This is a genomic window from Bacillus chungangensis (assembly GCF_030812995.1).
Classification (GTDB): Bacteria; Bacillota; Bacilli; order Bacillales; family Bacillaceae_C; genus Bacillus_CF; species Bacillus_CF chungangensis.
This window is the reverse complement of sequence record NZ_JAUSTT010000031.1, coordinates 19,008-42,749: the sequence shown is the minus strand read 5'-3', so window position 1 is coordinate 42,749 and position 23,742 is coordinate 19,008. Positions and strand designations below refer to the sequence as shown.

Genomic DNA, 23,742 nt, shown 5'->3' with positions numbered 1-23,742 from the left:
CTTCCTCAACGACTATTTACAATTACTACCCATTGTTGTATATTTTAGGATAAGGAATCTATATTTTCGCTATATAGAAAATTTTTAATAAATTTTGAACGAGAGGTTTTTTTCTATTTTACTTTTTTTAGTAAACTAACTAAATCCTTTACAAATACATTACATACTAAATAACAAAATAGTGTTGGGAGAGATAACTATTGAATACACATTCTAGGAAAATAAAATACTGCTTTTTTTTAACCCTTATCTTCCTTAGCCTTTTCGCTGTTAATGTTAAGGCAGACAGTGATAAAAGAGTATTCGTTTTTAAAGATGGTATACATGTAAAAACAATGATTGCTGAAATTCTCCGACAATTTACTCATACAAAAGTGGAAGGCTTACCAACGATATCAGCAATTACTATTGAGACTGAAGAAAATATGGAAGAAATTGAACGTTTTATCAAGATAGCATATGAACACGATATTGAAAGTATTGGGACAGATTTACTTATTACTCATGAAAAGCTCCCTCTCCTTTCATTACCATTTCAGCATCATTTCAGTTTATTCATGACTGATAAATCTATTTATGACCGTTGGCGCTGGGATCTTGAGCAAGTGACAAATAACGGTGAAAGCTATTCCATTCAAACCGGCAATCACGATGTGAAGGTGGCGGTTATCGATAGTGGGCTTGATTTTCATCATCCTGATTTAAAAGACAATATTATTTCAAGGGGAAAATCTTTTATTAATGGTATCACTGATACCCAAGATTACATGGGGCATGGGACAATGGTGGCAGGTTCCATTGCAGCAAATGGGAGAATTAAAGGAGTCGCACCTCATATTGGAATAGTACCTTACAAAGTATTTCATACGTCCAATGCTTCTTCTATGGATATTATCGAGGCGATTATTGAGGCGGCTGACGATGGAATGGATGTTATTAATTTAAGTTTAGGGACTTACAAGTCGGTCAATTATGAAGAAGATCGAGCAGTATACATGGCTTTTAATCGTGCTTTGGCTTATACGAAAGAGAAAGGAAGTTTTGTCGTCGCATCTTCAGGGACAGAAGAGAAAGGATTTGATTTATCAGATCCATTTCAATTAGCTGAAGCAAGAGGGTTCCCAGGAGATGAGCAGTATTATATGCCAGGAGGATTAGAAGACGCCTTTACAGTAGCATCCACAAATAGAGATCGTCTATTGGCCTATAACTCTAATTTTGGTAGTAATGTAGATATTGGAGCACCTGGCGGCGATTTTGGACCTTCGTATCCTATCGATGGCATGATAGACATTCATTATTTGACACTAACGACGTACCCAACAAATTTAGAACAAACAGAAGTAAGTAAATACTTTGGTTTTGATAAAGGTTATGAATTCATGACCGGTACCAGTTTAGCCGCACCGAAAGTAGCTGCTGCGGCGGCATTAATTATTGCTGAGTATCAAGAGAAGCACGGACGAAAACCATCTGTTATGGAAATTAGAAATATACTTAATGAAGGTGCTGATCGTACTAGCACTAACAGCCAATTTGGAAGTGGTATTGTGAATGCATACAAGTCTTTACAACTCGTTCAATGATATGTGTTCACTACATTCATGGACATGGCGTGTTTATGAATGTCAAGAAATCCTGACACCTCCTTTATCATGAACAAATTGTGTTTTTACTACTTTAGATGAAGAAAGAACGATATCATCATATAGGATAGATGATATTCAAAGAAATGAATGGAAAGGAGTTTTCATGAAAGAAGTTACATATAAATTTTGGAATTTAGTAGTGGTTGTTAAGGATAAAGAGATTTTGTTGATTAATAGAAATAAAGGAGATTTTTATGGATTGGTTCCACCTGGAGGAAAAGTTGAATTTCCAGAAACATTTGAAGAATCAGCGAAGAGGGAAGTATTCGAAGAAACTGGGCTGATTTTAAATAATCTACAATTGGAAGGATTATCAGGGTATATAAATGAAATGAAAAGAGAACAATTCGTATATGTTGATTACTATTCAGATGACTTTACAGGAAGCATAAAAAATGGAGACGAAGGAGAATGTGGCTGGTACCCATTGTCAGAATTCGAAAATTTAGATATTCATCCAGATATTAAAACAAGAATGAGACAGATTCTAGAAAATAACTCTTATGAATATCAAATTTTTTGGGATGAGCACACAAATTCTTCATCTAGAAAAAAGTTATTTAAGAACAAAAAAATGAAATAATAAAACGTAATTTCATTTATTTCACTAGTTACCATTACTTCCGCCCCTTCCCCTCCTAACTATTTAATTAATCGAAAAAAATGCACTTTCAATGAGAAAACCGCTTTTTCAAGGCGGTTTTCTCAGGGTGATCAATAATCAAAAATACCTTGTCCTTTACTGATTTATTGTTTTTTTCCTCTGTTTCCTGCACCTCACACAAAATGTTTCACTTGTAAAAATCAGGACGACGATCGTCAAATACAGGAATACGCTGACGAATTGCTTGAATATCATTCAGATCTACTTCACCTGTCACAAGCGCTTCTCCTTCACTTCCTTCTGAAAGGATCGTTCCCCATGGATCAATGATCATTGAATGACCAGCAAAGTGGTTATGTGGGTCTTTGCCGCTCCGGTTGCAGGCAATGATATAGCATTGGTTTTCAATGGCACGAGCCTTTAACAATGTTTGCCAGTGTTCCAACCTTGGCAGCGGCCACTCCGCTACAACAAACAATACCTTCGCACCTTGCAATACAGACTTCCTGAGCCATTCTGGAAACCGAATATCATAGCAGATAAAGCTTGCTGCTTGCTCGCCATCGATCGAAAAAAGCGGCTCATCCTCCCCTGCCTGGAAGTATACATGCTCATCCATTAACTGAAATAGATGCAGTTTGCTATATTCGTGGATAAGCTCGCCATTCTTGTTGACAACATACATTGTATTTCGTACACCGTTCTGAGTGCGTTTCGCAATAGAACCGCCAATGATTTGAAGCTGGTGCTTTTTTGCTTGCATTTTGAGAAATGCAAGTACTGCTTTTCCTTCTTCATCAGCAATTTCGTTCAATCGTGTTAAATCGTACCCTGTCGTCCAAAGTTCGGGAAGAACAGCAATAGAACAATGTTCTGCTGCTGCTTTTGCTAGCCAAGCTTCTGCCTTTTCCATATTTTGTTTTGGATCTCCAAAAACGATATTTAATTGCACACATCCTACTTTCCATTTCAATTTTCTATTTCTCCCTTCTCTTCCATCCTCTTAATACAACCACATTATTTTCGTAATCATCATTTACATTTATAATAGGTGAAAAATAATGAAAATTCCAACATATGGTGTAGATCTTCCAAAATAATTTCTTTCCTACTTGTTCAAAATGTAAAGCGGTATTTTAGAATGGCATGTGTCCTTTAACTTTGGCCAAGAGAATTTTTGTCAATCGTCACCAACTCAATTGTTTCAAAAAAACATTTCAAAGTGAAAAAGATATAAAAAATATTATGAGTAGACATTGACTAAGAAGGAGACGAGAGCTTTTATTTGTTTGCAAAGCTTTCTTGCAATAAAGATGTTCTGTCTATTCTGATAACTGATTAGGACATTCTTAGCCATATCTTGCTGCCAATTGTAAAATTCTTTCGAATGAATACATTATTTCCGAGGAAATTTGGCAAAAAACGAACTCCTCGTTATACCTCAGTTATTACTTTTTAATAAAAGAAACTGTACGGAAAACGTATTACTTTAACGTCCAAATGGAGAAATATATAACCTATATATAGCGGAATTGTTTCATCGTTTATCATTTCTAGTCAATAATAATCACTATGTACAGGTTATTAACTTATCTATACGTTGCTTTTTCCCTACTCATTCCAACACCAAAATGATAATATATAAATGACAAAAATACGAAAGGAGGGATAAACATGAAAAACGGCGCAATCACAATTCGGAAAATTTCGCAAATAGGTATTCCTGTTCATGATTTAGAAAAAGCGATTCACTTTTATAAAGAACAACTAGGCCTCCCTTTTCTATTTTAAACAACTAATATGGCATTTTTTGAATGTCAAGGTACACGCCTGTTACTCAGCATTCCTGAACAGCCACAATTTGATCACCCTAGTTCTGTTATCTATTTTCAAGTGGATCATATTGAAACAGCCTATCAAGCGCTCACTTCAAAAGGCGTTCCTTTTGTGAGTGAACCGCATCTCGTTGCAAAAACAGATCAGATCGAGACTTGGATGGCATTCTTTACTGATCCTGATCACAACACACATGCATTGATGAGTGACATACATCGACAGTGATTTTTCTAAAAGTAAGGAGATAGAAAAGTAAGTTGATTTTTTTAACTTTCAAGTCCCAATTAAAAAAGACAGTCTTCTTATAAAATTGGGACAAGACAGACTTTAAATGACATATGAGATGAGGGGGATTTTTATTGCGGAAGAACGACAAGACAAAACAAGAGAAGAAAGCATTACTAGCGAGTTTGATTGGAAGTTCTATTGAGTGGTTTGATTTTTTCTTATACGGAACTTCCGCAGCAATCGTATTTAACAAATTGTTTTTTCCGAATGAAGATCCTTTTATTGCACTAATGTTATCTTATTTATCTTTTGGGATTCCATTTTTCATTCGCCCGCTTGGGGGCATTATTTTTAGCCATATAGGCGATAAAATTGGCCGAAAAAAGACGTTGGTTATTACGTTGACATTGATGGGTGCAGCAACGGTATGCATAGGACTGCTGCCAACCTATCAAACAATTGGATTATTGGCCCCTATTCTATTAATCATACTGCGTGTCATTCAAGGCCTTGGAATTGGCGGTGAATGGGGCGGTGCTCTATTGCTTGCCGTTGAATATGCACCGAAAGAGAAGAAAGGTTTTTTCGGAAGCATTCCCCAAATAGGCGTTACGATCGGAATGCTGCTTGGCACTTCTGCTGTTGCAGCGATGACTGTCATTTCAGGAGATGGTTTTATCGTTTGGGGATGGCGCGTACCTTTCATTTTAAGTGCAGTGCTTGTTTTGATTGGACTTTGGATTCGGAATGGCCTAGATGAGACACCGGATTTTAAAAAAGTGAAAGAAAGTGGGCACATTACAAAAGTGCCGCTTTTTGATACATTAAAATATCATTGGCGAGAAGTATTGATTGCTACCGGCGCGAAATTCGCTGAAACAGGGCCATTTTATATTTTCTCTACCTTTATTGTTTCATATGGGACATCCCAATTAGCACTGCCTAATACATCTGTCCTTAATGCAGTTACAATAGCGACTTTCGTTACAACAGGAATGATTCCATTAATGGGAATCCTTTCTGATAAAATTGGCCGTAAGCGAATGTACACGTGGGGAGTATTTTTGCTGCTTGTATACGCATTCCCATATTTCCTCCTTTTAAATAAAGGAACAATGGCAGCAGTCGTTGCTGCAACAATCATTGGCTTAGGAATCCTATGGGCTCCAGTGACAGCCGTTCTTGGAACTTTATTTTCGGAATTATTTTCTACTAATGTCAGATATACTGGCATTACACTTGGCTATCAACTTGGAGCTGCTCTTGCAGGTGGTACAGCGCCATTAATTGCAACGTATTTAATGAGAGAATTCCATGGTTCATGGATTCCAGTTGCTCTCTATATCGTTGTCACTTGCATCATTTCTTTGCTTTCTATTGCAACAGTTTCTTCAAAAAAAATGATGGCATGACCTCAAATCATTTCTAAATGTCTGAAGAAGTTAACATGTTGGCTATTGTTTTCAAAACAAATTGAAACCGCTAACAACAATAAAGTGAAACTTCCATCAGTGGGGGTTTTCTCTCATCCCCTACTGATAAGAAGTAGAACAAAGGCTAAGATCGCAACGTCCTCGAAAAAGAAAACCGCTTTTTCTTCGTGCGATGTGTTGCTGCCGAAGCTTTCCTTGTCCTGTTGCAACGTCTTTGTGACCGACATCCTCGAAAAAGGAGAGCACTTTTTCTTCGTGCGATGCTAATTCAAGAAGCTTTCCTTATCCTGTCGGCCCGAACCAATCGGACATTTGACTTTCAGTTATCCCCTACCTAGACTTCTCGATTACTCTAACTCCCCGAGATGGGGGTCTTACTGCCAGTTAGATGTGGGATAAAGGCTGCTTATCATTCTTTTCCTTTTACCTGATGGGCAGCCCCAGCTTTATACCGTATTATTGCCCCATCTATAAAACCCCTTAATGTTCTCTAAGAGAAAATAAGCATGATACAAGAAGAAAAAGCTTCTTTTTTGTATAATATAATCATTGAATACTAGTACAAAAGAAGGAAGATGATACAATAAATACAAAGGTGGTCAACAATTTCCGTTTGCATCTTCTATTGCATTTATTGTATTTTCATTCCAAGTTCGTAAAATTGTTAGATTTGTGAACAGAATGCATGGAAAATTTCTTACGGAGTTTCTTTCTTTAAAAATCATTAACTTCCATCAGCGGGTAAGCTTTTTTCATCTTCTGCTGATTGTTCGCCAATTAGACATTTCGTTGCTCCTACCAAATTTTTTTGATTCTTCTAACGTTTAGGTCGGGAGCTTTACTGTCAGTAAGATGTGGGGTAAAGGGGAGAGATCATTGTTCATAAATGGAATTGAGAATGCTCATTTGAAACAACGGTTAGAGTGGCTAAAAGGCATCTTGCATTCTATCCATGATGGCGTCTTAGTAGTTGACAATCAAGGAATTGTGCGATTGATTAATCCAGAATATACTTCTATTACTGGTGTTAGCGCTGATACGATTATCAACAAACACCTTCTTGAAGTACGACCGGGTGCACAACTTATCGAAACGCTTAAAAACGGCGAGAAAAGAGAAGGCATCTATCGGAAAGAAGGAAACAAAGAATATGTAGTCGATATGGCTCCCGTCATCGTAAATAATAAAATAATGGGAGCGGTATCAATATGTAAAGGAGTAGTCGAAGTTCATCGATTAACAACAAATTTAAAAAAAGATAGACAAGTTTTCCAAACGATAAAGAAAAAAGTGAACGATGTAAACAAAGCGAAATACACCTTTCAAGATATAATAGGGGCAAATGGTGATTTGCTAGAAGTAATCGAAAAATCGCGAAAAGTCGCTCATTCGCCTCTCACTGTGTTGATCAATGGTGAAAGCGGAACAGGGAAAGAATTGTTTGCCCAAGCAATTCACAACGAAAGTGACCGTTGTATGCAGCCGTTTATTCCGATAAATTGTGCTGCAATTCCCGCTGCTTTAATAGAAAGTGAATTATTTGGATATGAAGAAGGATCGTTTACTAATGCACGAAAAGGAGGAAAAGCAGGGTTATTTGAACTCGCCAATAAAGGAACAATCTTTCTCGATGAAGTTTGTGAACTTCCCTATGACCTTCAAGCAAAATTGCTGCGAGTGCTGCAGGAGCAAACAATCCGAAAAGTAGGCGGGGTTTTGGAAAAAGAAATCGATGTTCGAATCATCGCTGCGACAAATACAGATTTAAAAAAGCTAGTGGAGAAAAAACGATTCAGGGAAGACTTATTTTACAGACTAAATGTACTCTCAATCAATATTCCCCCACTTCGAGAAAGAAAAAACGATTTTCATGAAATGGTTCACTATATGCTGCATCCATTAAATAAAAAAGGAAATTATACACGGCTGGTAAAACCCAACTATACAATTGATCAAAAAGCACTTTGTCTACTTGAACATCATTATTGGCCAGGCAATATCCGAGAATTGAAAAACGTCATCAATTATGCAATTCATATGACAGAAACAATGAATATTGAAGTAAAACATTTGCCGGATTATCTTCAAAAAAACGATCTTATTTCTAATCAAGGCCACACGAAACAGACGCTAAAAGACATCGTCGAGAAAGCTGAGTCTGATTGGATTGCAAAAACGTTAAAAGACTTTGGAAACGATGTAGAAGAAAGAAAAAAAGCAGCGGAAGCTTTAGGAATCTCTTTAGCTACTTTATATAATAAAATGAATAAGTACAGAATTGGATAAATGCATTTTTTCTAGCATTGTTTTTGCATTTATAAATTATTTCTTACGTAAAAAGTACTCCTTTAAGCACTATTTGTCTTGAAGGAGTACTTTTGTTATCGGTTAGATTGAGAATTTCCTTACCAATGCTTGCAGCTCTTCCGTTATTTCCGTTAGAGATTCTGCCGAGTTGGACACCTCTTCCATCGAAGCCCCTTGCTCCTCCATTGTTGCCGACACATTTTGAATATTGGCAGAAGTTTCTTCTGATATGGCAGCTACTTCATTAAAGGTTGCTGCAACTTGATCGTTGCTTGCGACCATTTGCTCTACAGCTGCGGATACTTCTTGAATTTGGCCTGTCACTTCTCTAACAAATTGCTCAATTGTCATAAATGAGTTTTGTGCATTATTGACGACAGTAATTCCTTTTTCTACTTCATCTGTACCTGTTGCCATTGCCTGTACGGTCGTTTCTGTTTCTTGTTGAATCGTTTCAATTACTTTTCTTACTTGTTCTGTAGCCTGTGAAGATTCTTCCGCGAGTTTTCTTACTTCATCTGCTACAACAGCAAAGCCCTTTCCATGCTCTCCAGCACGCGCCGCTTCAATTGCCGCATTAAGAGCCAATAAGTTCGTCTGTTCAGCGATACCCGTAATAACATTAATCATTTGACCAATCTGATTAGAGTAATGGTGAAACATCCCTACCCGGCCAGCAATATCAACCGTTGTATTTTTAATATCATTCATTTGCTGAATGGCCGTTTCTATGTCTTGGCTTCCTTTATGAATAAATTCATTCGTTTTTACTGCATTTGTCGATACTTCGTTGGAATGAATTGCAATTTGTTGAATTCCTGTAGAAAGCTCTGATACTGTTTTCAAACTATCATTTATCTGCTCTGTTTGGCGACTGGCTCCGATCGATACATCCTCGACAGCCTCAGAAATCTGTTCAACTGCAACACTCGTTTGATTTGCATTTGCTGATAATTCCTCCGAAGAAGCAGCTAGAGTCGTCGTTTTATCCGCTATAGTAGAAATAATAGAACGAAGATCTTCTCTCATCCGATCAAAAGAATAAGCTAGCTTAGCAATTTCATCCTTTCCACGTGTATCGATCTGATAAGTTAAGTCACCCGTACTTACTTTTTCTGCTGCTAGCGTTAAATTGTTAATCGGACGGGTGATCGTTTTAAGAATGACAAATGATAAAGCAGTTCCCCCTACAAGAGAAATAATAATAACAATAATTGTCCGCCAATAAATATTGTAGGATGAATGGGCTACTTCCTCATTCATCATTACTGATGCGATCTTCCATCCCGTTATCTCATTTGTTGTAAATGCGATTTTTCTTTTATCGCTTCCTGAACCATTGTCAAACAAGCCAGTATCTTTATCGTACATTTTACCTACAATCCCCTGATCGGAAGCGTTTTCTCCTTGCTCTAAAAGAGGATGCGAAAGCACATTTTGATCTCTGTCAAAAATGGCCGCATACCCTTCTTTCCCAATTCTTATTTTTTCAGTTCTTTCAACAAACGTATCCAATGGCAGCGATAAGCCTACTACGCCTTTGCCATCCTCCGTTGTTTTTGCAACCGTTACAATCATTTTATTCGTTACTGATGAAGGATATGGCTTTGTGACAACGATCTGCCCTTTATTGGCCATTGCCTCCTTATACCAGGGACGTTCCCGAGGGTCGAAATCAGCATCTCGTTTCGTTACTGGGAAGTCAGCAAAATAACCTTTATCTGTACCAACGTATACAGTTGTGACCTCAGACGTAGATTCTAAAGATTGTTTTAATGAAGCAGTTACGTGAGGTTCGTTGTTGGCATTCATCTCTCCTGCTTTAATCATTTTTGAGAGCATTTCAGCATTTCTCATTCGCTCTCCAATAAAATCATCTAATATTTCATTTAACAGTTCTGTTTGTTTCTCCGCACTATCTACTAATAACTCTTCCACTGTGTTTTTTGAAGCATGATAAGCAAAAATACCAACGATGATACATGGAACAACGAGCATAAGTGTAAATGAAAGAATAAGCTTTTGTTTAAATCCAAATGCAAAACGAGCACTCTTTTTCATGACAACCTTCCTTTCTTTAACTGATACCATTGATATCGGTCTTTTTTCCTGAATATTTATTACTAATAAATATTCTATACATTTAGAATAAATTTCTAATATTGTAGAAATAACCTTTTCACCGCAATCATTTCATGTTTATATTGATTAATTATCTAAAAATATCCGATTATTTTTACATTTTTAGAATAAAAAAATTGGATTAGTTTACGAGATTTGTTCAATTGGCTTACTTTATCCGAAACTTACTCAATTCCTACAAAATGGCATGACATTTGCACTATAAGAGGTTGTTCAATCGATCTACCATTTCAAAAAATGAAGAAAGTCCCATTGTCTATTTAAAACGTATTAAAAATCATTCATTTTCTTACAGATGGAGGTATGCATAATGAATATGTTGTCACTGATGGGTTTCTTAACCATTGCTGTGTTCCTGTTTTTAATCATGACGAAACGGCTTTCGGTGATGGTTGCCTTGATCATTGTTCCGATTGTCTTTGGCTTGCTTAGCGGGGCAGGTGCAGAAATAGGCGATATGATGCTGAAAGGAATATTACAAGTTGCACCGACAGGCATTTTGCTGATCTTTGCCGTTTTATATTTTGGCACGATGTCTGATGCAGGTTTATTCGATCCTATTATTACGAGGCTTATTCGTTTTGTAAAAGGCGATCCCTTAAAAATCGTTGTAGGGACAGCTATTTTAGCAATGATCGCCCACTTAGATGGAGATGGCACAACGACATTTATGATTACGATTACAGCGATGCTTCCAATTTATAAAAAGCTCGGAATGAATCGCTTAATTTTAACATGCGTCACCGCTTTAAGCGCTGGAGCCATGCACCTTGTTCCATGGTCTGGCCCGCAAGCAAGAGCAATGACGACGCTTCAGACGGATTCTCTTCATATGTTTAATCCCTTGATTCCGTCACTTCTCGGTGGGATTCTATGGGTGCTATTTGTTGCTTACTATCTAGGAAAAAAAGAACGAAAGCGGCTTGGCGTCATGCATTTTGAATATGACCATGATAACCAGCTAACAGAGGGGCAATTGCAAGCTCGCAGGCCAAAATTATTTTGGTTTAACGCCCTCTTGACACTGCTCCTTATTATCGGACTTGTCAACAGTTTGCTGCCGTTAGCAGTATTATTTATGATTGCTTTTGCCGTTGCTTTATTAATCAATTATCCAAATCTAAAAGATCAGCAGCAGCGGTTAAACGATCATGCTAAAAGCGTCGTCTTTGTTTCAAATATGATTTTCGCAGCTGGGATTTTTTCAGGAATTCTTACTGGAACTGGCATGATTGAGGCGATGGCGACGACGATGGTCTCTGTCATCCCTGATGGATTGTCGGGGCATTTGTCATTGATCGTTGCTTTAATCAGTATGCCGCTTAGTTTGATTTTCACTCCAGATGCCTTCTATTTCGGTGTTCTTCCAATTCTTGCAGAAACGGCCTCACATTTCGGCCTGAATCCTGTTGAAGTCGGCAGGGCTGCTGTATTAGGGCAAATGACGACAGGCTTTCCACTTAGTCCGTTGACAGCTTCAACTTTTCTGCTTATCGGCCTAGCAGAAGTCGATCTCGGAGAACATCAACGTTTCACTTTTAAATGGGCTTATGGAACATCCATCGTATTTACGATTATCGCTGTATTAACAGGTGCAATTTCTATATAGATCATTTACGTCTAGGTAATATGCTGATTAGAAGCGAGGTGCAATGGCAGGGGGAAGATCTGAGATCAACACCTCTAATTAAATATGAATGGAGGAAAGCACCATGAAGAAAATTCGAATCGGATCAGGTGCCGGCTATGCTGGCGATCGTTTAGAACCGGCAATCGAATTAATGAAGAAAGGCAATCTTGATTATATCGTTTTTGAATGCTTAGCCGAGCGAACAATAGCCATCGCACAACAGCAAAAATTAAAAGACACGGCAAAAGGCTATAATCATCTTCTTGAACATCGGATGGAAAAAATCGTCCCTCTTTGCAAAGAAAAGCAGATCAAAGTGATTACAAATATGGGGGCAGCCAACCCAATTGCGGCTGCTAAAGCAATAAAAGCGATTGCGCGAAAGCAGAATATTAGCGGCTTGAAAATCGCTGTCGTACTCGGTGACGATATCCTTTCGCAAATCGATCAGTATGCGAATGTTGACATCATTGAAACTGGCGAGAAGCTTGAGACGTTAAAAGAACATATCGTATCTGCTAACGCATATATTGGCGCCCAAGGAATTGTTGAAGCATTGGAAAAGGGCGCTGATATCGTTATTACTGGGCGAGTTGCAGACCCTTCACTCGTTTTAGCGCCGTTCATTTTTGAATTTGGCTGGGATTGGAATAATTTCGATATGCTTGGCAAGGGGACCCTTGCCGGCCACCTGTTAGAGTGTGGTGCCCAAGTATCAGGCGGTTATTATGCAGATCCAGGCTGGAAAGATGTTCCTGATTTGTGGAATGTCGGTTTTCCGATTGCAGAAATAGGCGAAAACGGAACAATTACAATCGAAAAATTAGCAGATGCGGGCGGAATTGTTAACACTAAAACGGTAAAAGAGCAGCTTCTTTATGAACTTCATGACCCTTCCAATTATTTGACGCCAGATGTCACTGCTGATTTTTCAAACGTTATGATTGAGGAAGTAGAAACAAATAAAGTGTTAGCAACTGGTGCAACCGGCAAAGAGAGAAATGGTTTTTATAAGACGAGCATTGGCTACAAAGATTGCTATATTGCTGAAGGAGAGATCAGCTATGGCGGTTCAGGGGCTTTTGCGAGGGCACAATTAGCCGGTGACATTATAAAAAAAAGACTAGCGTATACAAAAGTGCCTATTCAGGAACTGCGGATTGATTATCTCGGAGTCAATTCTCTATATCAAGACGACATTTCCAATAAGATACACAATCACAAACATGATTTTACAGAAGTGCGGCTTCGCGTCGCTGCACGTACGCGGCAAAAAAATGAGGCAGCGGCAGTATGCAATGAAGTGGAAGCACTCTATACAAACGGCCCAGCCGGCGGCGGTGGTGCAACCGTTCGTGTAAAAGAAGTGATCTCTATTGCTTCGATTTTAGTACCCAGCGAAAACATTCATATTCAAACCATTATCGAGGAGGTGTAGCAGCATGAAGCTAAGAGAAATTGCCCATTCCAGATCAGGAGACAAAGGAAATATCTCTAATATCTCGCTCATTGTTTATGATCTAGCTGATTATGAAAAAGTAAAGGAACAAGTGACAGCGGAAAAAGTAAAGGATTGGTTTAAACAGATCGTACATGGTGAAGTGGAAAGGTATGAACTTCCGGTTCTAGGCGCTTTCAACTTTGTCATGCATGGAGCGCTCGGCGGAGGTGTCACGAGATCTTTGGCTATCGATACGCATGGGAAAAGCTTAAGCTCTGCTTTATTAGATATGGAGATTGAAGTATAAGTGTTGAGAAAGGGGCAGCAATGTCCCCTTTCTATTAATCATCTAAGTACATCCAATCAACTACATAAAAATCGGTTAACAGACGAACAATTTCATCAGCCTTTTCATTTTAGTTCCATCAATCAACTGTTAGTCTTTGTATGGATCAAATTCGTTTGCGCCTGCCATACATACACCAATCGGTTTTAATCGATGGACGATCTCTAGCGTTTGTGCATGTGCATCAAGTACTTCCTGAAGCTTGCGATAGACAAAAGGACTCTCATCAGTGCCAGCGCCACGAAGTTCGACGCCATATGCTTTGACAGCTTGTGCCATTTGCTTTGGTGTTATTTTACCGCCTAAGCGCTTTCTCGTTTTCCAATTCATTTTTCCTGCTGCCTCTGTCCGGCTCATGATTCTGCCAGCACCGTGGACCGTACTATAAAATGCACGCTCATTTTCATCATTTGCAAGGCCACGAACAATAACTGCCTGATCACACATACTGCCGCCGACAAAACCGAGTTGGCCAGGAGCTAACGGTGTTGCACCTTTACGAACGACAACTCGTTCTTTGCCACCATGGACTTCTTTCCAAGCAAAATTATGATGATTATGGACTTCAACTAATGCATCAGCCTGAAGAATCGCAAGTACTTGATCAATGACATAATCACGCCCTGCATAAGCATAACGTCCCGCTAGTTCCATTGCGCTCATATACATATCGCCAAGTTCTTCGTTAAGATTCATTAATGTTGGAGGCTGTTCCATTTTTTCTCCGGGTGCTTTGTCTGAGAAGGCACGCCCTTGCGCCAAGTTAAGAAAGCCGCTTGCTGTTTTATGACCAAATCCGCGGCTGCCAAAATGATTGGCAATCCAGATCGCATCTGTTTTTTCCTCAACGAGCAAGTCAACGTAGTGATTGCCTGAGCCAACAGTCCCCAGCTGACTACGGGCAAGTGCCTTTAACCGATCATGCTCCTGAGTGCCAATCTCTCGAAAAACAGACCAATCTGGATCATCAAACAAAGCATGATCGACTGCCTCTTTATTTTTTCTCCCTACCCCAAACGAAATGCGCTCATAAATGTCATCCATGATTTGCGGCAAGTTTGTCTGAATGTCTTGTAAAGTCAAATTTGTCTTTACCGCCTTATTTCCACAAGCAATGTCATAGCCAACACCAGACGGAGATACTTGTTGATCATAGACAATTACACCGCCGACAGGCTGGCTATACCCATAATGCCCATCTGCACATAAGACGCCGCCAACGACATTGCCAGTTTTCAAACACGTGTTAAATTGTGCAAGCGTATGTGCTTGATGGGTTCCAAAAATGGTTGTATTCATCACGTTATTTCCTTTCTGTATCACAATATTGATATTTTCTTATGTCCTTTATCTCCATATTGGTATAAGAGTTAAGATAAATACAGTTTGATAGACTCTCCTATTATACTATCGGAAGAAGAGCTAGATGTCTTTATGTGAAAGAAACAGCATTTATAGGCGATTAAAAATGCCTAACCAGTTTTTTAAAAGAGTAAAAACCCTCATTATTCCATTTATGTGATAAACATTAATAAGAGCCATTATATAGTTGAATAGACAAGACCGAGTTGATATTATATAGGTAATTGAAAGTGGGAGAATTCTTTTCGGAAACTCAGTAATAGTGAATGGAGCCCATTTATGAAACCGTTAGCTTCTCATGCACATCCTGATACAATATGGAAAAATAAACATTTTGTTTTCTTGTGCTCTGGTACTACGATCGTTGATCTTACTTTTCATCTTTATAATTTAGCTTTGCCAATTATTATCTATGAGCTGTCAAAGTCGCCGCTTGCAATGAGTACGATGAGAGCGATCGATTTAGTACCTCATATTTTCTTAGGTATCTTTATAGGTATTGTTGTAGACCGAGTGAATCGCAAAAAAATGATGGTGCTATCGATTTGGATGCAAATCATGATATTGCTAGTATTAGCGCTATTATTAAAATTCAACGTCATTTCGATTTGGAGTTTGTATATATGTGGCTTTACTCTTACCACATTTAACTATCTTTTTTGGAATACGTTTCATACAGTCCTTCCTTTAATTGTTCATAAAGATCAATTAATCTCAGCAAATGCGTCGATTTCATTTTTATATACGTTTGTTAATATGATTGGACCAGGTCTTGCTGGTTTCATATTAATTTCACTTGGCTACACTTCTAGCTTAGTTGCAACGGCTGCTAGTCTCTTCTTGTTATTCATTTTTGTTTTTCGAGTAAAGATACCAAACAATGAAAGTCCGAAGCTCCACAAGTCAAAAAGTAGTATATCGAATGATATGAAAGCTGGCTTTTATCAACTTCGACAAACCCAGCTTTTATGGAATATTACGATAGTCAACCTTTTTATCAATATCGCCTCTTCTTTATCGGGAGCAGTGCTTATCTTTTATGCATTGGATCGTTTAGATGCTTCCAAATCAAATATAGGGTTTATTTTATCAGCATCAGGGGTAGGTGGAATTTTAGCCGCAACTGTTATAAAACGACTGACGAAACGTTTTAATCGACAACGCTTGGTTTTATTTGGAATTGGCCTAGCTGCTTTTGGCCAATTTATTTTGTTCACAACTTATCACTGGTATGTTTTAATGGCAGGGATGTTTTTTATTGGCTTTAGCAGCACCTTTATGAATATTAATTTTCTAACACTTAAGCAAGAGCTGACACCTCCACATATACTTGGGAGGGTGAATGCATTTCGTCTATGATAATGAAAGCAGCCGCACCAATCTCTTTTCTTAGTGCAGGTTGGTTAGGAGAGCTTATAAAAATTAATTATATTTTTCTTGGTTCGTCTTTCATGCTGCTAGCACTGTTCATTATCTTTTCATTTTTACTTTTTAAGAATAGCAATATACATATGAGTGGGGAGAATTTTTAAACTTGATCGAATGATAAAGGGGTTTAAAAACCGATTAACCAAAAGAGGTGGAGAAAACTAATTATTTTCTCCACCTCTTTTTTTAAAGGAATTAGCCGATCACTGTTCCATTTGGTACTGCCTCATCAGGTCTCAACAGCACGACATCTCCTGCTCCTGGGATGCCGCCAAGAACCAATACTTCAGATTGAAAGCCAGCAATTTTTCTTGGCGGAAAATTCACAATAGCTACCACTTGTCGTCCAATCAATCGTTCAGGAGAATACCGTTTCGTTATTTGTGCACTAGAATGTTTGATTCCAAGCTCATCGCCAAAATCGATTTCCAACTTTATCGCTGGGACTCTTGCTCCTGAAAGCGGCTCGGCATTTTTTACGGTGCCAATCCGTACATCTAGTTTTTGAAAGTCTTCAATCACTGCCAACAGTCTCGCTCCTCTATTTTTGATATTTTTTATAAATTACTTCTGATTTCTTATCATCATTAGCCTAATATCATAACGAACCGTTGTTTCAATTTTAACCTGCTTCATAAGAAAAACCTTGTCCAAATAAAAGGTTCTTCTTATCCTAAATGAAGTTTCTGCGGTACATTTGTGGAGATATCCCTTTCTGTACGAACAAACCATTTCGTAAAGGAAGATGGATGGTTAAAGTCAACCTCTTGACTAATATGAGCAATAGAAAAATCCGTATCCCTCAGCAGTCGTTTTGCTGCGTCCAAACGAACAGCCGAAATATAAGCCTTAGGACTCTTTCCTGTCATTTGTTTAAACCACGATGAGAAGTAAATTGGATGATAATGTTCTAGCTTTGCCAATTCGGATACTTTCATGTGCTGATGATAGTGATTGTGAATATACTCAATAGAAGGATGGAGCGAATGTTGAAGTTTTTGGCTTACATAGCGTGTTAAATCATTTAGGGCAACAGTCGAGCCATTCGAATGATGTGCTTCTTCTAAAAGTAAAAACCGTATCGCTTCCCATTGTTGATCCATTTGCAAATACAATCCATTTGCTCGATAAGATACATACCGCATCGGCATATCTAACACTAAAAACTCATTCCGATCGATAGAACGAAAAGTATGCAGACAGCCAGGAGGCAAATAGAAACAATGATCTGTTTTCAAATGAAGATGCTGCTTCTCTGTTTGTATCTCCATAGAACCTTGCAGCGGAAATAAAAATTGACCGTAATCATGTTGATGAGAAGCAAACGCTCGCGAATAGGTTCTCTTTTCACAAATAACTCTATTCAGAGTCAAAGCAATCCCTCCTTCTTTATAGCTTTATTTTTTATTACTATCTGCAAACAGTTAATGTCGAAAGTAACGATTGTGAAAAGTGTATCATCTCAGACATAAAAAGCAATGTCTTATCCTAGACAGCACCTGAACACCTCGCTACAACTTAAGTTGTATCTTTAAAGGGTTTAGCTATTTGTAGTAGAAGTAGATCACGAGAATACATTTTGGGGGTGTTGAAAAATATGCGAAAGTTGGATTCTTACTTGGAGATAGGCGTCATTGGAATGGCACGTGGAGGACAGTTATCATGGTTTAACGGTCATTTTGGGGCAGCATTATTGGCAGGTTATTATATGGATCGGGAACATGAATTGCCGGATCATGTGAAAGATGGTATTGAAAGAACTTGTAAGCGTTATCGCCATGAACATGCTGAATGGTTTGCACCGCTTGAACAAGAAGAAGCAAATCCGATGCTGCTTGAACAGATCATTGATGGGCTAAGGAAAAATACAGAGAAGTTAAGTACATCTGGACATGGTTTGGCATTAGGTGTATTAGCGCTAAAGGCTTTGCGAGATTGCCCGTCCCTCATTACACCAACCGTCGTAAATGGGCTTGTGAAAATGCTCGAACGAACAACGGAAGACGGGCCCAACCGATATTGGGATATAGATAACTATTTCACAACAATAGTTGACGATACAGCAAATCTTCCAGAATATCGACATACATTTGATATGACCTCACAGTCATTTAAGGAACTGCATACAATCGTACCAAATCGCATGATAGATGGGAAAATGTACTTCTTTAGCGGAGAGCTGGAGCATGGAATCACACATGCACAGGCGTTGACAGAACTAGAGAGACTCGGGTATAACGAGCTTGTTTTAGCAGGCATGAAAAATCATCGTCATCAAATGTATTTAAACCGGCAGCGTCCTGATTTCATGTTAGAAAATGAAGTAAAGAAACCATCTTTCACTTCTATATTGGCACCAGAATACTGGGAAAAAACATTTGACGACCCGCACGCATTAAAATTCCCTTATGCTGTACTAGATCTCCTCAAACGGCTGCCAACATCAGAACAACCCGAAGCCGAATACAATACATGCAAATTGCTTACGATAATGAAATAGGATAAGGCTGCTTTCCTGCCGTTTTCATATGTTAACAAGCAATGATCCACCCTTTAGGCAACAGTTCAATGGGTGGGCTTTTCTCTTTCTATCATTCTTTTTACAACACCTTGCTTAAAAATGCCTGCGTTCGTTCATGTTTCGGATTAGAGAAAAATGCTTCTGGAGGGTCTTCTTCCAATATCATGCCATTATCCATAAAAAAGATTCGATCTGCTGCTTCACGAGCAAACCCCATCTCATGTGTAACGACAACCATCGTCATGCCTTCTTTTGCTAAATCTTTCATAACAGACAGCACCTCTCCTACTATTTCGGGATCGAGCGCTGACGTTGGTTCATCAAACAACATGACTGTTGGATTCATTGCTAATGCACGAGCAATTGCGACACGCTGCTTCTGGCCACCGGATAACTGACTTGGATACGCCTCTGCTTTTTCAGCCAATCCTACCTTCTCTAATAAGTGCATTGCATTTATTCGCGTTTCCTCTTTGTTTGCTTTATGCACCTTTATCGGAGCAAGCATGATGTTATCAATGACTTTCAAATGCGGGAATAGATTAAAAGACTGAAACACCATTCCTACTTCTTTCCGAATCTCTCTTATTTTTAATTTTTTATCAGACAGATCATGCCCATTAATCATTACCTTCCCACTTGTAAACGACTCTAGTAAGTTTAAACAACGTAAAAAAGTACTTTTCCCTGCACCAGAAGGGCCGATTACGCAAATGACTTCATTCTTTTCGATTTCACAGTTGATTCCTTTCAATATCTCTATTTCACCATAATTTTTGCGTAAATTTTCAACTTTTATCATGTAACTTCCTCCGCCCATCGGTTTACCTACTAATAAAATAACATAGCAATGCAACTAAAAGCGATGATACAAGTTTGTTGTATTCAAAAAAAACATCTCACCCATTGGAATCTGTCTAATAAATGAAGTGTTCTCGTGGTGCCTTCAGCAGCTTGGGCAAATACGTCTCCTGTTGCCGGGTTGATGATACTGCGCTTTTTTTTGTTGCTTGTGTCTTTCTATTCGCCATTGATATACATGTTAAATCTAACACTTATCATTATCCTTTCTTTGTTGCTTTTTCAATCATCTATAATGCAATTCCTGTGCGAATTCAAAAGTTCACGCTGATCCGCTATAATCGAAACATGACTGCCATATGCAAGTATGCATTGTTTTACCAATATTTGTATCATTACAAGAGTAGAGAGACCAATCCTAAATGAATTTGGTTTACAAATAGTTACTATTTTGCAAAAAGTTTGATGGAGAAGAGAATATGTTACCATATCCGACAGCTTCAAGAGATGAAAAAATAGAGATTATTAATAAAATAAAAGAAAGACTATTAAACGTATATAGAGACAATATATTAGCTATTGGTGTGTACGGATCAATTAGCCAAGAAAATGATGGCCCATATTCTGATATTAAAATGCATGTTGTAACAACGGATGGAACTTCTATCGAAAGCTATGAGTTTATTTATGACAAATTTAAAATAGAAATAAGCACAAAACAAAGACGTGAATTGATTGAACTAGCTAAAACTGTTGATGACTCGTGGGCGATTAAGGCAAGCATGTTTATCAATGTATTACAAATTTATGATCCACATGACTTATTCAAAGAAATAAAAACATTGCCGCTTCAAGTTTCAAATGAAGCGATAAGAGAAACAATGAGAGAGTGTATGATTTGGGAACCATACGAAACCATTGCCAAAATACGAAATAATTATCACTCCGCTAATTTTGATTATCTTCCTTTAGGAGCGAAAGACTTTGTTTGGCAAACAGCTAAACTAATAGGATTAGCGAATAAACAATATTATAGTACAAGAGCAAGAACTTTTGAGGAATCTTTAAAAATGGCATCAAAGCCATCAGGATATGAAGAACTAGTACTTCAAGTGATGGAAGGTCAGTTGCATGATAAACAGCATGTATATTAACTTTATGAAAAATTGTGGGTTGGGCTAAACAATTGGTACAAGGAGCTCAAGATAGATTATAAAAAGGAACAGCTTCCATTTGGAGAGTAGGGAAAAATCATCATCTTCTTCCTCCTCATTTATTTTGTTCGATATTAAAAACCTCAACAGGAACACTTGTTCTTTATCTTTTTATATGGTATATTCTTAGTTAAGATGACCTTCAGCTAAGAGTCTCCTTCTTCCCCTGCATCTACATACTTCAATAAGGATGTGATAGAATGTTGTCAACCATTGTTATTCGTGAGGATCAACGCAAATACACGGATCACGATCGGTTGTTTAAAGAGTTGATCCGTACTTTTTTCGCAGAATTTTTGGAAGTTTTTTTCCCGCATATTCATGAGCAAATTGACTTTTCTTACATGAAACTGCTTTCTGAAGAAGTATTTACTGATGTCACTATCGGTGAAAAAAGGCGGGTAGATATCCTCATGGAAACAAAACTGCGTGGAAAAAATACGATCATCATTATTCACGTTGAGCCTCAATCCTATTCACAAACAAAATTCCACGAACGAATGTTTATTTATTTCAGCAGATTGTACGAAACACATCGAAAACCAATATTGCCAATTGCTGTCTTTAGCTACGATGAAAATCGTAAGGAGCCATCGACTTTTTCTATTTCTTTTCCTTTTCAGCATGTGCTTACGTTCCAATTTTTAAAGCTACAGCTCCGGCAAATGAATTGGCGCACCTTCATTTATTCGAACAATCCAGTTGCTGCCGCCCTGCTAAGTAAAATGGATTATACCGCCAAAGAACGAATTCAAGTGAAAATGGAATTTTTACGTATGCTTGTACGTATGGAATTAAATCCAGCAAAAATGGCATTGATCAACGGTTTTTTTGAAACTTATCTACAACTCGATCACAAGGAGGAGAAAATATTAATGGAAGAAATTAAACAACTTCAGCCAGTGGAAACAGAAGGCATCTTGCAACTGCCAAATTCATGGATAGAAAAAGGGTTCAATAAAGGGCTGCAAGAGGGAAGGAAAAAAGGAATGAAAGAAGGAAGGAAAGAAGGAAAACGAGAGGGGATACAGGAAGGGATACGCGAAGGAATGGAAAATAGCAGCAAGCGCATTGCCTACAATATGTTAAAGAAAGGATTTCCCGAAGAGGTTATTGTGAACATCACTGAATTAAGCATCGAAAAAGTCAAAAAAATCAAAAAAGAATTAGATTGAAGCCTTATGGAAACAATCATATAACTTTCTCGTTTTCTTCGGACGAATGATGCATTTTCAGTTGGAAAAATTCGTGATGATTTAACTGTTTAGACAGTTCCAATTTTTCCAACTGAATGATATTTAACACGAACTTTTGTTTTTTCCTCTTTCTGCTTGATACTGTTTAAAAGTACGCCTTGTACAAACAATTTACCGCTTTATGCACGTCGTTTACCTCGACGCCAAACATCATACTTACTTCAGAGGAACCTTGGTTAATCATCTTTAAGTTAACCCCTGCTTCTGCTAATGCCTTTGTGGCTTTGGCGGCGATCCCTACTGCACGATTCATTCCCTCACCTACGACCATAATCATTGCCAAATCGCGCTCAATATGAATTTGATCTACTTCTAATTCGGTTCGAATCCGCTGCATAATCCGTTCCTCTTTCCCATTCATAAACCGCTCACAGCGAATAATAACAGACATATTGTCAATGCCAGAAGGGGTATGTTCATATGAAATTCCTTCATCCTCTAAAATTGCTAACAATCGACGGCCAAATCCAAGCTCCCGATTCATTAAATACTTAGAAACATTTAAACTGCAAAACCCATTATCACTAGCAATGCCAATAACAGGCTGGCCGTTTAATTTGCGCTCTGCTACGATGCAAGTGCCTGGCGCCTCAGGACGATTTGTATTTTTCACACAAACAGGGATGCCTTTCTCAACAACTGGCTGTAATGCTTCATCATGAAATACAGAAAACCCGGAATATGCGAGCTCTCTCATTTCTCGGTATGTCAGCTCCTTTAGTTCACAAGGGTTATTTACCATCAATGGATTAACACAATAAATAGAGTCAACATCTGTAAAGTTTTCATACTCATCGGCATCGACTCCAGCTGCCACAATCGAACCTGTAATATCCGAGCCTCCACGTGGAAATGTAACAATATGTCCTTCATGAGAGTAGCCAAAAAACCCTGGGATAACAAGAATACCACTGCGTTCTTTAAGTTTGGCAAGCAGTTCATACGATTCTGGCAGGATTTGTGCATTGCCAGGCTCATCTGTTACCATCATGCCAGCCTCTTGCGGCGATACGTAAGATACTTCATAGCCTAATGAAGCAAGATAAGCCGCCATGAGCTTCGCATTATTATTTTCCCCGCTTGATTTTAGAACATCCAACAAGCGTGCTTGTTGATGGCGATAACGATCAATCGCATCCTCTAATGACATACGCACTTCATCAATCAACTCAGTATGTAAAGAAAGGTCACGAACAATCTCTTCATAGCGTTTAATTATAGCATTGAATATTTCTTGATCATACCCATCTGTTGTTACACTTTCGGCAAGAGTAATCAGTAAATCCGTTGTTTTCACATCGTCGTTATATCGCTTCCCTGGAGCCGACACAATGACTATTTTTCGCTGTGAATCTCGTTCAATGATATTCGCAACTTTCCTAAATTGTTCCCCGCTTGCCACCGAACTACCGCCAAACTTTACTACCTTCATCCCAACATTACTCCCCTTCATTTTTAATTGTCCTTTATATAAGGACAATTGTATTTACTAGAAAGAATATAGTAGCAAGTATACTAGATCAAAAGATTTTTGTCATCACATA

The 23,742-nt window shown here is 38.2% G+C and carries 18 protein-coding genes and 2 pseudogenes; 12 read left to right on the top strand and 8 right to left on the bottom strand.

Features of this window, described 5'->3' with window-relative positions; translation table 11 throughout:
* The first annotated feature begins 200 nt into the window (after window positions 1–200).
* Both J2S08_RS19375 and J2S08_RS19370 read left to right on the top strand, forming a co-directional pair.
* Complete coding sequence (locus tag J2S08_RS19375) at window positions 201–1,586, top strand: S8 family serine peptidase (protein ID WP_307232507.1); 1,386 nt, start codon at window positions 201–203, stop codon at window positions 1,584–1,586.
* 166 nt (window positions 1,587–1,752) lie between these two features.
* The gene (locus J2S08_RS19370) at window positions 1,753–2,232 is read left to right on the top strand and encodes an NUDIX domain-containing protein (protein ID WP_307232504.1); all 480 of its coding nucleotides are present in this window, start codon (window positions 1,753–1,755) and stop codon (window positions 2,230–2,232) included.
* Window positions 2,233–2,440: 208 nt separating this feature from the next.
* Here the strand turns inward: J2S08_RS19370 and J2S08_RS19365 are convergent, their stop codons facing one another.
* A complete protein-coding gene (locus J2S08_RS19365) occupies window positions 2,441–3,226 on the bottom strand; it encodes a carbon-nitrogen family hydrolase (RefSeq protein ID WP_307232502.1) in 786 nt (261 codons plus the stop codon).
* A gap of 701 nt (window positions 3,227–3,927) precedes the next feature.
* Between J2S08_RS19365 and J2S08_RS19360 the strand changes: the two are divergent.
* From J2S08_RS19360 to J2S08_RS19350, 3 genes and pseudogenes are all read left to right on the top strand, one after another.
* Window positions 3,928–4,314, top strand: a pseudogene (locus J2S08_RS19360) (VOC family protein).
* A 134-nt stretch (window positions 4,315–4,448) separates the two neighbouring features.
* Window positions 4,449–5,729, top strand: coding sequence for an MFS transporter (locus tag J2S08_RS19355; protein WP_307232500.1), 1,281 nt, complete (start codon window positions 4,449–4,451; stop codon window positions 5,727–5,729).
* 897 nt (window positions 5,730–6,626) lie between these two features.
* Window positions 6,627–8,036 carry a sigma-54 interaction domain-containing protein gene (locus tag J2S08_RS19350; protein WP_307232498.1) on the top strand — a complete coding sequence of 470 codons (1,410 nt, stop codon included), beginning with the start codon at window positions 6,627–6,629 and terminating at the stop codon, window positions 8,034–8,036.
* Window positions 8,037–8,138: 102 nt separating this feature from the next.
* On the opposite strand, the gene J2S08_RS22650 is transcribed toward J2S08_RS19350, so the two are convergent.
* A complete protein-coding gene (locus J2S08_RS22650; RefSeq protein ID WP_370875720.1) occupies window positions 8,139–9,086 on the bottom strand; it encodes a methyl-accepting chemotaxis protein in 948 nt (315 codons plus the stop codon).
* Window positions 9,081–10,055 (bottom strand): annotated as a pseudogene (locus J2S08_RS22645) (HAMP domain-containing protein); the annotation flags it as partial. The pseudogene J2S08_RS22645 and the gene J2S08_RS22650, both read right to left, overlap by 6 nt.
* Before the next feature lie 460 nt (window positions 10,056–10,515).
* Between J2S08_RS22645 and J2S08_RS19340 the strand changes: the two are divergent.
* The 3 genes from J2S08_RS19340 to J2S08_RS19330 all read left to right on the top strand — a co-directional run bounded on the left by J2S08_RS19340 (window position 10,516) and on the right by J2S08_RS19330 (window position 13,577).
* Window positions 10,516–11,808, top strand: coding sequence for a CitMHS family transporter (locus tag J2S08_RS19340; protein ID WP_307232524.1), 1,293 nt, complete (start codon window positions 10,516–10,518; stop codon window positions 11,806–11,808).
* Between the two features lie 103 nt (window positions 11,809–11,911).
* Window positions 11,912–13,267 carry an acyclic terpene utilization AtuA family protein gene (locus tag J2S08_RS19335; protein WP_307232493.1) on the top strand — a complete coding sequence of 452 codons (1,356 nt, stop codon included), beginning with the start codon at window positions 11,912–11,914 and terminating at the stop codon, window positions 13,265–13,267.
* Window positions 13,268–13,271: 4 nt separating this feature from the next.
* Complete coding sequence (locus J2S08_RS19330) at window positions 13,272–13,577, top strand: AtuA-related protein (protein WP_307232491.1); 306 nt, start codon at window positions 13,272–13,274, stop codon at window positions 13,575–13,577.
* A gap of 129 nt (window positions 13,578–13,706) precedes the next feature.
* Here J2S08_RS19330 and J2S08_RS19325 read toward each other — a convergent pair whose 3' ends face one another.
* Complete coding sequence (locus tag J2S08_RS19325) at window positions 13,707–14,915, bottom strand: RtcB family protein (RefSeq protein WP_307232489.1); 1,209 nt, start codon at window positions 14,913–14,915, stop codon at window positions 13,707–13,709.
* Window positions 14,916–15,257: 342 nt separating this feature from the next.
* Here J2S08_RS19325 and J2S08_RS19320 point away from each other — a divergent pair, with 342 nt between their 5' ends.
* Window positions 15,258–16,337, top strand: coding sequence for an MFS transporter (locus J2S08_RS19320; RefSeq protein ID WP_307232487.1), 1,080 nt, complete (start codon window positions 15,258–15,260; stop codon window positions 16,335–16,337).
* Between the two features lie 264 nt (window positions 16,338–16,601).
* Here the strand turns inward: J2S08_RS19320 and csaA are convergent, their stop codons facing one another.
* Both csaA and J2S08_RS19310 read right to left on the bottom strand, forming a co-directional pair.
* Entirely contained in the window at window positions 16,602–16,934 is a 333-nt protein-coding gene (csaA, locus tag J2S08_RS19315; protein ID WP_307232485.1) for a chaperone CsaA, read from the bottom strand.
* 140 nt (window positions 16,935–17,074) lie between these two features.
* The gene (locus J2S08_RS19310; RefSeq protein WP_307232483.1) at window positions 17,075–17,779 is read right to left on the bottom strand and encodes an AraC family transcriptional regulator; all 705 of its coding nucleotides are present in this window, start codon (window positions 17,777–17,779) and stop codon (window positions 17,075–17,077) included.
* Window positions 17,780–18,003: 224 nt separating this feature from the next.
* Between J2S08_RS19310 and J2S08_RS19305 the strand changes: the two genes are divergently transcribed.
* Window positions 18,004–18,906 (top strand): hypothetical protein, encoded by a 903-nt coding sequence (locus J2S08_RS19305; protein WP_307232481.1) that lies wholly within the window; start codon window positions 18,004–18,006, stop codon window positions 18,904–18,906.
* 100 nt (window positions 18,907–19,006) lie between these two features.
* Here J2S08_RS19305 and J2S08_RS19300 read toward each other — a convergent pair whose 3' ends face one another.
* Window positions 19,007–19,729 carry an amino acid ABC transporter ATP-binding protein gene (locus J2S08_RS19300; RefSeq protein ID WP_307232479.1) on the bottom strand — a complete coding sequence of 241 codons (723 nt, stop codon included), beginning with the start codon at window positions 19,727–19,729 and terminating at the stop codon, window positions 19,007–19,009.
* Between the two features lie 478 nt (window positions 19,730–20,207).
* Between J2S08_RS19300 and J2S08_RS19295 the strand changes: the two genes are divergently transcribed.
* Window positions 20,208–20,882, top strand: coding sequence for a kanamycin nucleotidyltransferase C-terminal domain-containing protein (locus J2S08_RS19295; protein WP_307232477.1), 675 nt, complete (start codon window positions 20,208–20,210; stop codon window positions 20,880–20,882).
* A 260-nt stretch (window positions 20,883–21,142) separates the two neighbouring features.
* On the top strand, window positions 21,143–22,117 hold the full coding sequence (locus J2S08_RS19290) for an Rpn family recombination-promoting nuclease/putative transposase (protein WP_307232475.1): 975 nt from the start codon (window positions 21,143–21,145) through the stop codon (window positions 22,115–22,117).
* Window positions 22,118–22,283: 166 nt separating this feature from the next.
* Here the strand turns inward: J2S08_RS19290 and J2S08_RS19285 are convergent, their stop codons facing one another.
* Window positions 22,284–23,630, bottom strand: a complete 1,347-nt coding sequence (locus tag J2S08_RS19285) for an aspartate kinase (RefSeq protein WP_307232473.1) — start codon at window positions 23,628–23,630, stop codon at window positions 22,284–22,286.
* Window positions 23,631–23,742 lie beyond the last annotated feature (112 nt).

Bases quoted from the DNA above. Each gene is read 5' to 3' on its own strand.
- J2S08_RS19330 (WP_307232491.1), top strand. From the start codon at position 13,272: ATGAAGCTAAGAGAAATTGCCCATTCCAGATCAGGAGACAAAGGAAAT.
- J2S08_RS19290 (WP_307232475.1), top strand. From the start codon at position 21,143: ATGTTGTCAACCATTGTTATTCGTGAGGATCAACGCAAATACACGGAT.
- J2S08_RS19320 (WP_307232487.1), top strand. From the start codon at position 15,258: ATGAAACCGTTAGCTTCTCATGCACATCCTGATACAATATGGAAAAAT.
- J2S08_RS22650 (WP_370875720.1), bottom strand. From the start codon at position 9,086: ATGAGAGAAGATCTTCGTTCTATTATTTCTACTATAGCGGATAAAACG.
- J2S08_RS19305 (WP_307232481.1), top strand. From the start codon at position 18,004: ATGCGAAAGTTGGATTCTTACTTGGAGATAGGCGTCATTGGAATGGCA.
- J2S08_RS19325 (WP_307232489.1), bottom strand. From the start codon at position 14,915: ATGAATACAACCATTTTTGGAACCCATCAAGCACATACGCTTGCACAA.
- J2S08_RS19340 (WP_307232524.1), top strand. From the start codon at position 10,516: ATGTTGTCACTGATGGGTTTCTTAACCATTGCTGTGTTCCTGTTTTTA.
- J2S08_RS19295 (WP_307232477.1), top strand. From the start codon at position 20,208: ATGTTACCATATCCGACAGCTTCAAGAGATGAAAAAATAGAGATTATT.
- J2S08_RS19370 (WP_307232504.1), top strand. From the start codon at position 1,753: ATGAAAGAAGTTACATATAAATTTTGGAATTTAGTAGTGGTTGTTAAG.
- J2S08_RS19335 (WP_307232493.1), top strand. From the start codon at position 11,912: ATGAAGAAAATTCGAATCGGATCAGGTGCCGGCTATGCTGGCGATCGT.
- J2S08_RS19300 (WP_307232479.1), bottom strand. From the start codon at position 19,729: ATGATAAAAGTTGAAAATTTACGCAAAAATTATGGTGAAATAGAGATA.
- J2S08_RS19285 (WP_307232473.1), bottom strand. From the start codon at position 23,630: ATGAAGGTAGTAAAGTTTGGCGGTAGTTCGGTGGCAAGCGGGGAACAA.